Annotated in this window: 14 protein-coding genes and 1 tRNA gene; 9 read left to right on the top strand and 6 right to left on the bottom strand. The window is 66.5% G+C overall.

Annotation, left to right across the window (positions count from 1 at the left end; genetic code table 11):
• Positions 1-105: 105 nt before the first annotated feature.
• The 7 genes from ACYYG1_RS08980 to ACYYG1_RS08950 all read left to right on the top strand — a co-directional run bounded on the left by ACYYG1_RS08980 (position 106) and on the right by ACYYG1_RS08950 (position 6,662).
• The gene (locus tag ACYYG1_RS08980) at positions 106-1,053 is read left to right on the top strand and encodes a sugar-binding transcriptional regulator (protein WP_461209965.1); all 948 of its coding nucleotides are present in this window, start codon (positions 106-108) and stop codon (positions 1,051-1,053) included.
• Entirely contained in the window at positions 1,050-1,772 is a 723-nt protein-coding gene (locus ACYYG1_RS08975) for an HAD family hydrolase (protein ID WP_461209964.1), read from the top strand. The genes ACYYG1_RS08980 and ACYYG1_RS08975 overlap by 4 nt, the downstream gene beginning before the upstream one ends.
• Positions 1,735-2,760 (top strand): ABC transporter ATP-binding protein, encoded by a 1,026-nt coding sequence (locus ACYYG1_RS08970; RefSeq protein ID WP_461209963.1) that lies wholly within the window; start codon positions 1,735-1,737, stop codon positions 2,758-2,760. Before ACYYG1_RS08975 ends, ACYYG1_RS08970 begins: the two co-directional genes overlap by 38 nt.
• Before the next feature lie 64 nt (positions 2,761-2,824).
• Complete coding sequence (locus tag ACYYG1_RS08965; RefSeq protein ID WP_461209962.1) at positions 2,825-4,102, top strand: ABC transporter substrate-binding protein; 1,278 nt, start codon at positions 2,825-2,827, stop codon at positions 4,100-4,102.
• Between the two features lie 27 nt (positions 4,103-4,129).
• Positions 4,130-5,002 carry a carbohydrate ABC transporter permease gene (locus ACYYG1_RS08960; RefSeq protein WP_461209961.1) on the top strand — a complete coding sequence of 291 codons (873 nt, stop codon included), beginning with the start codon at positions 4,130-4,132 and terminating at the stop codon, positions 5,000-5,002.
• A gap of 10 nt (positions 5,003-5,012) precedes the next feature.
• Positions 5,013-5,819: a carbohydrate ABC transporter permease gene (locus tag ACYYG1_RS08955; RefSeq protein WP_461209960.1), complete on the top strand. Its 807-nt coding sequence runs from the start codon at positions 5,013-5,015 to the stop codon at positions 5,817-5,819.
• Between the two features lie 12 nt (positions 5,820-5,831).
• Complete coding sequence (locus ACYYG1_RS08950) at positions 5,832-6,662, top strand: phosphodiesterase (protein ID WP_461209959.1); 831 nt, start codon at positions 5,832-5,834, stop codon at positions 6,660-6,662.
• Positions 6,663-6,736: 74 nt separating this feature from the next.
• Here the strand turns inward: ACYYG1_RS08950 and ACYYG1_RS08945 are convergent, their stop codons facing one another.
• Positions 6,737-8,329: a methyl-accepting chemotaxis protein gene (locus tag ACYYG1_RS08945; protein WP_461209958.1), complete on the bottom strand. Its 1,593-nt coding sequence runs from the start codon at positions 8,327-8,329 to the stop codon at positions 6,737-6,739.
• Between the two features lie 302 nt (positions 8,330-8,631).
• Between ACYYG1_RS08945 and ACYYG1_RS08940 the strand changes: the two genes are divergently transcribed.
• Positions 8,632-8,718 (top strand) — tRNA-Leu (locus tag ACYYG1_RS08940).
• 90 nt (positions 8,719-8,808) lie between these two features.
• On the opposite strand, the gene ACYYG1_RS08935 is transcribed toward ACYYG1_RS08940, so the two are convergent.
• The 5 genes from ACYYG1_RS08935 to ACYYG1_RS08915 all read right to left on the bottom strand — a co-directional run bounded on the left by ACYYG1_RS08935 (position 8,809) and on the right by ACYYG1_RS08915 (position 11,838).
• Entirely contained in the window at positions 8,809-9,855 is a 1,047-nt protein-coding gene (locus tag ACYYG1_RS08935) for a tyrosine-type recombinase/integrase (RefSeq protein ID WP_461209957.1), read from the bottom strand.
• A 756-nt stretch (positions 9,856-10,611) separates the two neighbouring features.
• Entirely contained in the window at positions 10,612-11,001 is a 390-nt protein-coding gene (locus ACYYG1_RS08930) for an ASCH domain-containing protein (RefSeq protein ID WP_461209956.1), read from the bottom strand.
• Positions 10,998-11,126, bottom strand: a complete 129-nt coding sequence (locus ACYYG1_RS08925; RefSeq protein ID WP_461209955.1) for a hypothetical protein — start codon at positions 11,124-11,126, stop codon at positions 10,998-11,000. Before ACYYG1_RS08925 ends, ACYYG1_RS08930 begins: the two co-directional genes overlap by 4 nt.
• Before the next feature lie 147 nt (positions 11,127-11,273).
• Positions 11,274-11,624, bottom strand: coding sequence for a hypothetical protein (locus ACYYG1_RS08920; RefSeq protein ID WP_461209954.1), 351 nt, complete (start codon positions 11,622-11,624; stop codon positions 11,274-11,276).
• 13 nt (positions 11,625-11,637) lie between these two features.
• Positions 11,638-11,838, bottom strand: coding sequence for a hypothetical protein (locus tag ACYYG1_RS08915; RefSeq protein WP_461209953.1), 201 nt, complete (start codon positions 11,836-11,838; stop codon positions 11,638-11,640).
• Positions 11,839-12,194: 356 nt separating this feature from the next.
• On the opposite strand from ACYYG1_RS08915, the gene ACYYG1_RS08910 reads away from it, so the two are divergent.
• Entirely contained in the window at positions 12,195-12,383 is a 189-nt protein-coding gene (locus ACYYG1_RS08910) for a hypothetical protein (protein ID WP_461209952.1), read from the top strand.
• Positions 12,384-12,390 lie beyond the last annotated feature (7 nt).

Genomic DNA, 12,390 nt, shown 5'->3' with positions numbered 1-12,390 from the left:
ACTTTGCGTGACGTCTGGCCCGCCCCCCTTTTTTTTTATCCAAATTTACATACGTTCGGTGGCTGAACATTTGTGCGCGCCCTGCGGCGCGCCTCGGGAGGCCATGTGAACAAGGAACTGGAAAGGGACGAGGCCCTGAAGGCCAGGGTGGCCTGGGCCTACTACAACGAGGGCCTGACCCAGGCCCAGATAGCCAAGCGCATCGGCATCAGCCGGGTGCGGGTGAACCGGCTTTTGCAGCACTGCCGCGAGGTGGGGCTGGTGCAGGTGTCCATCAACTCCGGGCTTTCGGCCTGCGCCGGGCTGGAATTCGACCTGGAGCGGGCCTTCGGCTTGCGGCGGGCCGTGGTGGTGCCCACCCCCGAGGACCCGGGGGCGCTCTACAAGGCCGTGGGCGAGGCCGCGGCCGGATACGCCGCCGCCGCCCTGGAGGAGGGCCAGGCCCTGGGCCTGGGCTGGGGCGCGACCCTGCACGGCAGCCTGGGCGGGGTTCCCTACTACAGCGGCACGCGGGACAACACGGTGGTCTCCCTGTTCGGGGGGCTGCCCGTGAGCATCGCCACCAACCCCTATTCCATCGCCTCGGAATACGCCAAGCGCCTGCGCGCGGCCAAGTGCCTGTACATCGCCGCGCCCATGTACGCGCCGTCCGTGGAGATTTGCGGGGTGCTGCGCGCCCAGGCCGGGTTCTCCGAGGTGCACGAGCAGGCGGCGCGCGTGGACGTGGCCCTGGTGGGTTGCGGCGACATGACCGCCGCCTCCACCAACGTGGTCCTCGGGGCCCTGTCCCCGGAGGAGGGCCGGGCCCTGCACGACGCCGGGGCCGTGGCCGAGATCTTCGGGCATTTCATCGGCGAGGACGGGGAGGTCGTGGACCACGAGGTCAACGCCCGCTTCACCGGGCCGACCATGGAATCCCTGCGCTCCATCCCCATGACCATCGTGGTGGCGGGCGGCCCGCAGAAGACTTCGGCCCTGAGGGCCATGCTGCGCGGGCGCTACGCCACGGTGCTGGTCACGGACGAGGATTCGGCCAGGGCGGTGCTGGCATGAGCGGCGCGCAGACCGTGGCCGGAGTGCTCTGGGACATCGACGGCACCCTGATCCTCACCGAGGACCTGCACTTTCGCACGATCCTGGATTTCTGCGCCTCGCGCGGGGTGGTCCTGACCCCCGCGGACAACGCCGCGCTCCTGGGCAAGACCATGCCCGAGAAGTGGCGGCACCTGCGCGACGCGCACCGCATCCCCGACACCCTGGACGCCTTCCGCTACGCCTGTCTGTTGACCTACCGCCGGGGCCTGCCGGGCTGCGCGCACAGGCCCGGGCCCCTGTCCGTGCTGCACGCGGCCCACGCCCGGGGCCTGGCCCAGGGCTGCGTGTCCAACGGCGACGCCCAGGTGGTGGACGCCAACCTGGAGGCCCTGGGCATCGGGTCCATGGTGCGCTTCGCCCTGCACTGCGGGGACTACGGCCGGGGCAAGCCCGATCCCGAGCCCTACGCCCTGGCCTGCGAGCGCCTGGGCCTGGACCCCGGGCGTTGCCTGGCGGTGGAGGATTCCGCCGTGGGCGTGCTCGCCGCGGCGCGCGCCGGGCTCACCGTGGTGGCCTGGCCCGACCCCGTGCACGGGCCCCTGGACGCCGATTTCTCGTCCGCCGACTACGTGGTCGGCTCCCTGAACGATTTCCCCCTGCATTTGCTGGGGCTTGCAATCACCGAACTGGAGGTGCGCCATGAGAATAGAAGTCCGGAATCTGTGCAAGCGCTTTGACGAGCACGAGGCCCTGAGGGACGTGGGCTTCAGCGTGGAGAGCGGCCAGCTGCTGGTGGTGCTCGGCCCCTCGGGCTGCGGCAAGTCCACGCTGCTGCGCCTGCTGGCCGGGCTGGACCGGCCCGACTCGGGCGGCATCCTTTTCGGCGGCAGGAACGTCACGGCCCTGCCCCCGGCCCAGCGCGGCTTTTCCATGGTCTTCCAGAGCTACGCCCTGTTTCCGCACCTGAGCGTGCGCGAGAACATCGTCTTCGGCCTGCGCACCCGCAAGCGCGGCCGCGAGGTCATCCAGGAGCGCCTGGACAAGGCCATCGGCCTCCTGGGCCTGGACGGGCTCTTGTCGCGCAAGCCCGGGGAGCTCTCGGGCGGGCAGCGGCAGCGCGTTGCCCTGGGCCGGGCCATCGTCTCGGAAAAGCCCATCTGCTTCATGGACGAGCCCCTGTCCAACCTGGACGCCAAGCTGCGCGAGGCCATGCGCCGCGAGATCCGCAAGCTGCAGCAGGACCTGGGCATCACCATGATCTACGTGACCCACGACCAGACCGAGGCCATGACCATGGCCGACAGCATCCTGCTGCTCAAGGACGGGGCCACGGTGCAGCACGACGCCCCGGCCGACCTCTACGAGCGCCCGGCCTCGGTGTTCGCGGCCCGGTTCATCGGCACCCCGCCCATGAACCTGTTCACCAACGCCCAGAACGCGGCCTTGCTCACCGGGGTGCGCCCGGAGAACGTGCGTCTGGCCAAGCGCGGGCTGCCCGCCCAGGTGCAAAAGACCGAATACCTGGGCGCGGATACCCTGGTCAGCTGCGCCATCCGCGGCGGGGAGGAGGTCTGCGTGCGCTGCCAGGGCAAGCATTTCCTGGCCCCCGGGCAGGAGGTCTGCCTGAGCTGGGAGCCGGAGCATCAACATCTTTTCGACCGCGCCAGCGGCAGGAACGCCCAGCCCTCCATCCAGGAGGCCTGGGCGCAGAGGGGAGCCGCCTGACGGTCGGCGGACCTGGCCCAAAAATACTCGAGACCCGAACCATCAAACCCGACGGAGATTCATCATGCGTAAACTGTGGAGCATCATTGCGGCCTCCCTCGTCCTGAGCATCGCGCTCGGGGCCCAGGCCATGGCCGTGGACCTGACCATGTACTACCCCGTGTCCGTGGGCGGACCCATCACCAAGATCGTGGACGGCCTCATCGCCGACTACGAGAAGGACAACCCCGGCGTGCGCATCAAGGCCGTGTACGCGGGCAACTACGACGACACCCGCACCAAGGCCATGGCCGCGCTGAAGTCCGGCGAGCCCGTGCAGCTGTCCGTGCTGTTCTCCATCGACGCCTTCGACCTGCGCGACCAGGACCTCATCGTGCCCTTCGACGAGCTGGCCAAGACCGACGCCGACCGCCAGTGGATGAAGAGCTTCTACCCCGGCCTGATGGAGAACGGCCAGATCGACGGCAAGGTCTGGGGCATTCCCTTCCAGCGCTCCACCATCGTCATGTACTACAACAAGGACGCCTTCCGCGCCGCCGGCCTGGACCCCGAGCACGCCCCGGCCACCTGGGACGAGCTGGTCTCCATGGGCAAGAAGCTGACCAAGCGCGACGCCTCGGGCAAGGTCTCCCAGTGGGGCGTGGAGATTCCCTCCACGGGCTACCCCTACTGGATGTTCCAGGCCCTGTGCATCCAGAACGGCCAGAAGCTGATGCAGGACGGCAACAAGGTCTTCTTCGACTCCAAGCCCGCCGTGGAGGCCCTGACCTTCTGGAAGGACCTGGGCGGGAAGCACGGCGTGATGCCCCAGGGCACCGTGGAGTGGGGCACCCTGCGCCAGACCTTCCTTGAGGGCAAGACCGCCATCATGTGGCACTCCACCGGCAACCTCACCGCCGTGAAGAAGAACGCCTCCTTCGACTTCGGCGTGGCCATGCTCCCGGCCAACAAGCGCCTGGGCAGCCCCACGGGCGGCGGCAACTTCTACGTCTTCAAGCGCGCCTCCGCCGAGGAGCGCGAGGCGTCCCTGAAGTTCATCCAGTGGATGACCGCCCCCGAGCAGAGCGCCAAGTGGTCCATGGGCACCGGCTACGTGGGCACCTCCGCGGCCGCCTACCAGACCGAGGCCCTCAAGGAGTACGCCGCCGGGTTCCCGGCCGCCGCCGTGGCGCGCGACCAGCTGAAGTACGCCGTGGCCGAGTTCTCCACCCACGAGACCGCGCGGGTGAAGAAGTTCCTGGACGACGCCATCCAGTCCACCCTGACCGGCGCTTCCGACCCGGCCAAGGCCCTGGCCAAGGCCCAGAAGTCCGCCGAGCGCGTGCTGCGCGGCTACAAGTAGCATCACAACCGGCCCCGGGAAGTCCCAATGCGCGTATCCAGACAAGTCTACGGCTGGCTCCTGTTTTCGCCCGCCGCCATCCTCCTGGTGGCCTTCACCCACTATCCCATCCTGTCCACCATCCGGGCCAGCTTCTTCACCACGCCCAAGGGCGCGTCGCCCGCCGAGTTCATCGGCCTGGAGAACTACGCCTGGCTCCTGGAGGACGAGGTCTTCCTGAAGACCCTCGGCAACAATTTCCTCTACGCCCTGGGCACCATCCCGGCCAGCGTGGGCATGGCCCTGGCCATGGCCCTGTGCGTGAACGCCAGGCTCGCCGGGCGCGGGTTCGTGCGCGCCGCGTATTTCACTCCCACCATCCTGCCCATGGTGGCCGTGGCCAACATCTGGCTGTTCTTCTACACCCCGCAGGTGGGGCTGGTGGACAACGTCCTGGCCCTGTTCGGCGTGCATTCCCACAACTGGCTGGGCGACCCGTCCACGGCGCTGCCCTGCCTGATGGTCATGGCCGTGTGGAAGGAATCGGGGTTCTTCATGGTCTTCTATCTGGCCGCGCTCCAGGCCGTGCCCCCGGAGCTGCTGGACGCCTGCCGCATCGAGGGGGCCGGGCGCTGGCGCACCTTCCGGCGCGTGGTCTGGCCGCTGCTCATGCCGACAACGGTCTTCGTGCTGGTCAACGCCACCATCAACTCCTTCCGCGTGGTGGACCAGCTGTTCATCATGACCAAGGGCGGGCCGGACAACGCCTCGTCCCTGCTCTTGTACTACATCTACCAGACGGCCTTCGAGTTCTGGGACACGGCCTACGCCTCGACCCTGACGGTGGTGCTGCTGGCGCTGTTGGCCGCCATCGCCCTGGCGCAGTTCTTCTATCTTGAGCGGCGCACGCACTACAAATAGGGAGGCTGACATGAAGTTCTCGGACATCCTGACCCAGGCCGGGGCGTGGCTCCTGGCCGCGCTCTGGGCCTTCCCCCTGCTGTTCGCCTTTTGGGCCGCGTTCCATCCCCCGGCGTATCTGGCGCATTTCGACCTCTCCGCGCCGCTGACCCTGGTGAATTTCCGCCACGCCTGGAGCACCGCGCCCTTTGCGCAGTATTTCCTGAACACGTTCCTGTACACCACCATGACCCTCGCGGGGCAGTTCGTCCTCTGCACCCTGGCGGCCTACGCCTTCGCGCGCTTCAGGTTCCCGGGGCGCAACACGGCCTTCGCCCTGGTGCTCCTGCAACTGATGATCATGCCCGACCAGCTGATCGTGGAGAACTACCGCATCATGAGCGGGCTGAACCTGGTGGACACCATTGCGGGGATTTCCCTGCCCTACGTGGCCTCGGCCTTCGGCATCTTCCTGTTGCGCCAGGCCTTCATGCAGGTGCCCCAGGAGCTGGAGGACGCGGCCCGGGTGGAGGGGGCCGGGCCCCTGCGCACCCTGTGGAAGGTCTTCGTGCCCGTGTGCAAGCCCACCTACGTGGCCTACGGTCTGGTGTCCGTGAGCTGGCACTGGAACAACTTCCTGTGGCCCATCATCATCACCAACTCCGTGGGCACGCGGCCGCTCACCGTGGGCCTGGCCATCTTCGGCGCGCCCGAGTCCGGGGTGGACTTCTCGGTGATCTCGGCGGCCACCCTCATGGCCGTGGCCCCGCTGTTGGTGGGCTTTCTGCTCTTCCAGCAGCAGTTCGTGCAGAGCTTCATGCGCGCTGGCATCAAATAGGGGAGGGCGGACATGCTCATCGCACAGATATCCGACAGCCACCTCACGGCCACGGGCACGGCCTGCGGCGTGGCGGACACGGCCGGGGCCCTGGCCCGGGCCGTGAACTGGCTGAACGCCCTCGACCCCGCGCCCGACGTCGTGGTGCTCACGGGCGACGTGGCCGACTCGGGGCAGCCCGAGGGCTACGAGGCGGCAGCGGGAATTCTCGGCGGCCTGGACGCGCCGTGCCTGGCCCTCCCCGGCAACCACGACCAGCGCGCGCGCATGCGTTCTGGCCTGGCGGCGCTGCCCGGGGCCTGCGGCCGGGGGCCGGGCGGGCGCATCCAGTTCGCGGAGGACGCGGGCGGCGTGCGCCTGGTGGGCCTGGACACGCTGGTCCCGGGCCGCCCCGGGGGCGCGCTGGACGCCGGGGCCCTGGACTGGCTGCGCGGGGCCCTGGACCACGCCGGGCCCGTCATGCTGTTCATGCACCATCCGCCTTTCGCCGTGGGCGTGCCGGGCATGGACCTGGCCTTCGGGGGCTCCGGGGAATTGGCGGCCGTGGTGCGCGGGGCGGGCAACGTCCTGGCCGTGTGCTGCGGGCATCTGCATCTGCCCGTGGCCACGCGCTTCGCCGGAGCCCAGGCCTGCACAGCGCCCTCGGTGGGCATGCCCCTGCATTTGGACCTGGCCACGGACGGGCCGCCGCAGTTCATGACCGAGCCGCCGGGCCTGGCCCTGCACCTGGCCGGGCCAGGACAGGGCGGCTGGCGCGTGGCCACGCATTTCCCCCTGGTGCCGGGGGGCGGTTTCGAATTCGCCGGGCCGCACCCGTTCACGGATTCCGCGCTGCCCGTTTGAGCCGGACCGCGGACAAAAGGACCGCCGCCCCTCCGGGGGCGGCGGTCCTTTTCCCGTGCGTCGCCAGCGCGGGCTCAAGTGGCCAGGTCGTCGATGACGGTGTTCAACTCCTGGGCCAGCTGAGAAAGTTCCAGAACGGCCCGCGAGGCCTGTTCCATGGCCTCGGCGGTCTCGGCGCTGATGGTGTTCACCGCGTCCATGGACTGGGTGATCTCCTCCACGGCGGCGGACTGCTCCTCGCTGGCCGTGGCCATGCTGGTGATCCGCTCGCTGGTGGCGCCCACGATGTCCACGATCTCCCTGAGCATGCTTCCGGCCTGTTCCGCGAAGTCCGAGCTCTCGTCGATGCTGGCCAGGGTCTCGTCCATGGCCTTGATGTTGCGGGTGGTCCCCTGTTGGATGCGGTTCACGGCGTCGCCCACTTCCTGGGTGGCGCCGGTGGTCTTTTCGGCCAGCTTGCGCACCTCGTCGGCCACCACGGCGAAGCCGCGCCCGGCGTCGCCCGCGCGGGCGGCCTCGATGGCCGCGTTGAGCGCCAGGAGGTTGGTCTGGTCCGCGATGTCCGTGATCACGTTCATCACCGAGCCGATGTCCTTGGCGTGGCGGCCCAGGTCGCCCAGGCTGTCCTTGAGCTCGCTGGACTGCTCGCGCAGCTTGGCCATGGCCGCCAGGGCGTCGTCCATGATGCCGCGCCCGGTTTCGGCCTTGTCGCGGGCGTCCTTGGCGTTTTCGGCGGACAGGCCCGCGTTGCGCGCGATCTCGATGATGGAGGCGCTCATCTCCTCCATGGCCGTGGCCGCCTCCACGGTGCGCTGGCGCTGCTGCCGGGTGCCCGTGGCGGTCTGCTCCACCTGGGCGGAGAGCTCCTCCGAGGCGGCGGCGGTCTGCTGGGAGATGCGCCCGGCGTGCTCGGCGGCCTCGGTGATGTTCTTGTTCTGCTCCACGATGTGGCGTTCCTGGCGCTTGGCCACGCTCATGTCGGTGTAGATGCCGAAGGCGCCCACGCGGTTCCCGTCCAGATCGTCCAGGGGGTAGAGGTTGGCCAGCACGTCCACGATGCCGCCCTTGCGGCCCTCGATCTGCACGTCCAGGTTCACGAGGCTTTCGCCCTGCTGGATGCAGCGGCTGATGAAGGTCTTGCGGCTGGCGTCCTCGTAGAAGATTTCGGCCATGGTGCGGCCGTATTGGCGCTCCACCGGGCCGCCCAGTTCCAGCATGTTCAGGCAGGCCTGGTTCGTGAGCATGCAGCGCTCGTCGGCCCCCATCATCAGGAAGGGCATGGGCAGGTTCTTGACCACGCTTTCGGCGCGGCCCACGCGCAGCTTGAGGGCGCCGAGCAAGCCCCGCACCGCGTCGCGGATTTCGAGCATCTCGCGCGGCATGTCGCCCTCGGCCTTGGCGTTCATGTCGCCGGCGGCCACGCTGTTGATGGCGGTTACGAGGATGGAGGAGGAGGTGCGCAGAGTCCTGAGGGCCCACATGGAGGTGGCGCAGGAGACGCCAAGCCCCGCCACGGCCAGGGTGGCCATGATCTTCTCGGGTGGCAGGCCGCCTACGTCAGGCAGCGCCTCCCCCCAAAAACCCTTGATCGCAATGGCGGCCAGAAGCGCGCCCAGGATCACGAAACCGGAAACCAGAATGGACTTGATGCTGCCGACACGAGACATACGGTGCTCCCTTGCATCGCTGCCTTTGTGGCCCGAACGTGTTTCCTGGATACACCTGGGGAGGGGGGGATTGCAAGTGTAAAATCCAAGGATTCCAGAGTATTGAAATTGGTTTTTCGCGGACGGGAGAGCCCGGGTTGGAGTGATTGATTGTTCAATCAATACAGGCGGCTAGATGAGGCCCGCAAGGTGGGCGCAGGGGAAATAGGGTTGGCTGGCGCGGGAAAATCCGCATCGGGGTCGGTCCGGGCCGCATACCCCTTGACTCCGCGCGGGGCCTTGCGTAGGAATTGCCGGTCATAGCCGGAGTGGCGGAACTGGTAGACGCAGCAGACTCAAAATCTGCCGCCTGTATGGGTGTGGGAGTTCGATTCTCCCCTCCGGCACCAAAGGATTTCAACAGGTTGACGGTTTGTCTGGGCGGGAGCGGTCTATTTGCTAGGTGGACGACTCCCCCCTGACTCCCCCCTCGGGGGCCGTCAGCCTGTTCGTTTTTTGAAGAGGTCGGCCACGCCGGGGGCACGATCCTGCCCGACCATGGGACGGATGTAGCGGTCTGTGGTGGAGTAGTTTCGGTGGCGCAGAAGGTCATAGGCCGCGCCGATGCCGAGCTCCTTGCCCACCACGGTGGCGGCAAAGCGTCGGATGGCGTGGAAGCCCTTGTATTCGACGCCTGCACGCTCCGCGATGGTCTGGAGCATGTGCGTGTCCCGGCTGAAGGGCTCGCGGGTTTCAAGCCGGCGGCCGCCCACCATGCGTACCACCGGCCGGGTGAAGACGTGTTTTTGCGGGCCTACGCGCAGGCGATGCTCGCGCAACATGTCGCATACGTAATCCGGCAGGGGGCAGAGGTCGCTTTCCATGCCTCCGCGCCGCTTGCGTGTGCGCAGGCGCATGGTTTTGGCCTCCAGGTCCACGTCTTGCCAGAGCAGGTGGAACAGCTCTTGTTTGCGGGCGGCCGTTTCGATGTAGCAGGTGAGCATGACGCGCCAGTCGTCATCCGCCGCCTTGAGCAGCTTTTCCAATTCCTCGCCCGAGTAGACGGGGCGGCGGGGCTCCTCTGTCTTGAAGGGCCGGGTTTCCCATTGGCCGGTTGGCGGGAATTCGCATTCATATCTCGCCCAATTCCAGCAGCCGACGATGAACACCCGGATGCGGTTTGCCCGCTTGGGGCCTTTGCGACGGGCCAAGCCCTTGAGGAACTGCGCCACGGAGCCCTTGCGGATATCCTGGGCCGGGGTATCTGCGCCCATGGCCAGAACAAACGCCGTCAGGCCCCGGGCCACGTCCTGGTAGTGGCGGTGACTGCAACGGGCTTGCACATCATCCAGATAGGAGTTGGCCAGCTCACGCAGGGATACCGTGTCGGGTTGGTTCCAGTTCGTCGAGGCTGCGGCCTTGAACGCCGCTTCCCAAGCGCGCGCTTCGGCCATGGTTTTGCACTTCTTGGCGCGTTCCTGCCCCCGGATGCGCACCCGGCCATAGATCGCTATGCGGCCGTGCTTGTCCTTCTTTCTGATTGGCATTGTAATCCTCCTTGGGATTACAGGCACTTCGATTGTCAAAGAGCATGTCCCATACGTCGGGGTGGAAGTACCAGGATCGCCCCAGCTTCTTTCCTCCCCATTCCTGCGCATGAGCATTTACCGTGCCTACCGTGAGGCCCAGGGCCTTGGCAACCTCGCTGGCGGGTATGGGGGGTTGTTTCTTTTGCTCGGTGGTCATGGGCTACTCCTGAGTGGCTTTTCGTGCAGCAGGTCGCATAGTTTGCGTACGCACCCTTTCTTGCCAATGTGCGGCTTCATTGTCCGGTTCGCAGCCAAGCTCTTTGCGGACGGCCAGGAACTCCCCTGCCGTTATTGTTTTCATGACATTCTGTATGAGGCTGTGGCCGCAATAATGCTGTGACGGCATTGGACCGCTGCCTTCATGTCGGATTGCGAAAAGTTCCTATGTTTCTTATCGGGCAGACAAAATCGCTTTTACCATGGGTCATTTGGCATGTACCATTCATAAATTCATACATTTATAGCTGTGGAGGTATGTGTCATGTCTAGACTGCCATGGAATTGTATGACCTGCGATCGGCCTTATAGGGTTGTGCTGCTCAAGGTGCCGGCGAATTGCTTTTATGCTTGGACTCCGGCAGGGGAGATTATGGGGCGGGCCAAGTCCATCTGCCGCGACGACTGCCGCTTGGGAGGTTGGGTTCCCGCCCGACGTCCCAAGCCCGAGGACTGAGTGCAACCGGGTGGGCATGGAGCGGGTGCCTGGCCGTATGGTCATGCCGCTTCCGGACGCCATTTGATGAGCACGCCTCGAAAAGGCAGGCCGTGGGTCTTTTCGAGCCAGGCGTACATGGACGTGACGTTCTCAAATCCGTCGTCGCGCGCGAGGGCGCGGATCTCGGGGCGGGTGAGGGGGTGGCCGGAGACGGTGACGTGGGGTTGGCCGGTGGGGCCGGAATAGGCGATGCGCACGGGCTCCACGCTGGTGCAGATCGGGTCCGGGTTCACCAGCTTGCGGCAGGCCTTGGTCATCATGCCCGTGTAGAGCTGCACGCGTTCGCCCGGGCGGGCGTGGCGGCGCTTGCCGTCGGCGCGTATGGTCTGGCGCTTGTCGCCGCTCTCCACCTTGCCCGCGAATTGCTTTTGGAAATTATAGGCGCTCATTCGTCCTCCTTGGCGTTCCAGAGCAGGGCCGCGAAGATCAGGGCGGCCAGGAACAGGACCGTCAGGCCGCAGGGGGTGGTCAGTATGTCCCACAAGGTCGGGGGCGGTTCGGGGATGCGCAGCATGGGGCTCCTATGGTTTGAGCAAGGCCGCGAGGGAGAAGAACATGGCGGCCTGGGCAAATGCAGCCGTGCGGTAGGCCCGCCACCCAAGGACAAAGCACCAAATGGAGGCGAGTGTGACCACGAGGTCAAAATACGGTCCCGATGCCGCTAGCAATTCCTGCATGTCCCACCCTCCCCGCGCCGGGTGACGGCGGTTACTTCGGCCTGGTCGCCCGCGGCGGACTGGAAGCGGCGGCGGGCGTCCCGGCGGGAGCGGGCCAGCACGGGGGCCGTGCGCGCGGCGCCCTGGTGGGTGTATTCGACGTCGTAGGTGCGCAGGCCGCCACGGTCCGGGCCGGGGTTGGTCATTCTCGGGCCCTCCTTGGGGTTCCTGGCCACGGCCCCGGCGTCCTGCAGGGCGGCCTCGGCCAGGAAGTGGGCCAGCAGGCTCAGGTCCTGCGCGCCCATGGTCACCAGGGCCTCCAGTTGCGCGCGCTCGGGGGATGTGGGGCGGGACATGGTCAGGCCGCCTCTACGCCGCCGGGGGCGGCGGGGTTTCGTTTAAGTGGTTGATGAGGGCGGCGGGGCGGAGAGTGCGCATCTTGGCGCGCAGCTCCACCACGTTGGGGGCCGTGACGCCGCGCACGGGGCGTCCGCCCACGAGGGCGCGCAGGCGCGCCTCTTTGGGGTGGGTGAGGTCAAGCGTTGGCGTGAAGGGAATGATGTCGCACATGTTCCGCTCCTTGTTTTTGCTTGATGTTTGATGCGGCCTTTGTAAGTGTTCTCCTATTATGCAAATGCCGAATGTAAAAAATGTGGTGAAGGACGATGAACACGGCGTAACTTATGAAGTTTTGGCCTACAGAAAGATTAGCCGCGCCGAGGCCGATTATGCCGTCCGATTTTACTTGAGCCAGCAGAAGAGGCCGAAGCCCGGCACCACCGTGCGAATAGTTTCTGTAATTGGTTGTAACGATTACTAACTGGGGCGATGTCATGCGTGTGTGGGTGGCAAAGCATGCTGTTGTTGTCTTGTTCGTCGTGAATGTCGCTGCTCTGGTCGCGGGGAGCGTGTGGGTGGATGTGAGGATGAACAGGATCGAGGCCGCGATTTCGAGGACCGAGTTTTTTTCACGGATGGCTGACCATTCCATGGACGAGAAGTTTTCCGCCCTGGCCGCCTCGCCGCAGTTCGATGCGGCGATGAGAGAAGCGCTGGCGAAGAAAAGCGGAATCTACGCCCCAGGCCTCCCGGAACGGGTGGCTCCCAGCAAGTAGTCGGCTG

The organism is Desulfocurvus sp. DL1XJH-121 (assembly GCF_054819825.1).
The sequence above is the reverse complement of the archived record's forward strand: the minus strand, read 5'-3'. Positions and strand labels throughout refer to the sequence as shown.

Coding starts and splice junctions, on each gene's coding strand:
- ACYYG1_RS08975 (WP_461209964.1), top strand. CDS start 1,050: ATGAGCGGCGCGCAGACCGTGGCCGGAGTGCTCTGGGACATCGACGGC.
- ACYYG1_RS08970 (WP_461209963.1), top strand. CDS start 1,735: ATGAGAATAGAAGTCCGGAATCTGTGCAAGCGCTTTGACGAGCACGAG.
- ACYYG1_RS08965 (WP_461209962.1), top strand. CDS start 2,825: ATGCGTAAACTGTGGAGCATCATTGCGGCCTCCCTCGTCCTGAGCATC.
- ACYYG1_RS08960 (WP_461209961.1), top strand. CDS start 4,130: ATGCGCGTATCCAGACAAGTCTACGGCTGGCTCCTGTTTTCGCCCGCC.
- ACYYG1_RS08955 (WP_461209960.1), top strand. CDS start 5,013: ATGAAGTTCTCGGACATCCTGACCCAGGCCGGGGCGTGGCTCCTGGCC.
- ACYYG1_RS08950 (WP_461209959.1), top strand. CDS start 5,832: ATGCTCATCGCACAGATATCCGACAGCCACCTCACGGCCACGGGCACG.
- ACYYG1_RS08945 (WP_461209958.1), bottom strand. CDS start 8,329: ATGTCTCGTGTCGGCAGCATCAAGTCCATTCTGGTTTCCGGTTTCGTG.
- ACYYG1_RS08935 (WP_461209957.1), bottom strand. CDS start 9,855: ATGCCAATCAGAAAGAAGGACAAGCACGGCCGCATAGCGATCTATGGC.
- ACYYG1_RS08930 (WP_461209956.1), bottom strand. CDS start 11,001: ATGAGCGCCTATAATTTCCAAAAGCAATTCGCGGGCAAGGTGGAGAGC.
- ACYYG1_RS08925 (WP_461209955.1), bottom strand. CDS start 11,126: ATGCTGCGCATCCCCGAACCGCCCCCGACCTTGTGGGACATACTGACC.
- ACYYG1_RS08920 (WP_461209954.1), bottom strand. CDS start 11,624: ATGTCCCGCCCCACATCCCCCGAGCGCGCGCAACTGGAGGCCCTGGTG.
- ACYYG1_RS08915 (WP_461209953.1), bottom strand. CDS start 11,838: ATGTGCGACATCATTCCCTTCACGCCAACGCTTGACCTCACCCACCCC.
- ACYYG1_RS08910 (WP_461209952.1), top strand. CDS start 12,195: ATGAACAGGATCGAGGCCGCGATTTCGAGGACCGAGTTTTTTTCACGG.